The sequence below is a fragment of the Halolamina salina genome, assembly GCF_042678005.1.
Taxonomy (GTDB): domain Archaea; phylum Halobacteriota; class Halobacteria; order Halobacteriales; family Haloferacaceae; genus Halolamina; species Halolamina salina.
In genome coordinates, this window is sequence record NZ_JBHUDH010000035.1 from 7652 (window position 1) to 8290 (window position 639).

1 protein-coding gene is annotated in these 639 nt (G+C 74.3%); it reads right to left on the minus strand.

Going from position 1 to position 639, the window contains the following annotated elements; translation table 11 throughout:
• Positions 1-639: amidase family protein (locus tag ACFR9S_RS04380; RefSeq protein ID WP_379818154.1), on the minus strand; the 639-nt coding region annotated here is incomplete at both ends.

Here is a 639-nt window from a genome sequence, read left to right on the forward strand (position 1 = left end):
AGGCGGCGTCGCCGTCGGTCCGGCTGCGGTGTTCGGCGTACAGCATGGCGGCTTTCAGCGGCTCGCCGAGTTCGGCGTCGCCGGCGCGGGCCTCGTGGAGGCGTTCGACCAGCGCCCGCTCGCCGGGCGAGAGCGCCCAGTAGTTCGTGGTGTCGGCCGCGAGGTAGTTCCCCACCTCGGTCATCCCGATGGCCAGCCACGCCGGGAGCCAGAGATCGTAGCTCTCGATCGAGACCGACCGGACGGTCGCGCCGGCGGCGGCGAGCTCGTCGACGGCGTCGCGGACGACGCGCTCGATCCGGGGCGCCGCGCCGAACAGCTCCTCGGGGAGGCCGATCGTGAGCGTCTCGGGCGCCGGATCCCCGAGGGCGTCGGCGGTGGCCGTCGGCTCGCTCCCCCGTGTCCGCTCGTCGCGCGGATCCGGGCCCGAGACGGCGTCGAGTCCGAGTGCGAGGTTCTCGACCGTCGGGGCGAGGAAGCCGACGTTGTCGAGCGTCTTGGCGTACTGGACGAACCCCGCGTGGCTCACCAGCCCGCGGGTGGGTTTCAGCCCCGGGACGCCGGACCACGCCGCAGGGAAGCGGATCGACCCGCCCGTGTCGGAGCCGATCGCGAGGTCGACCTCGCCGGTGGCGGCGG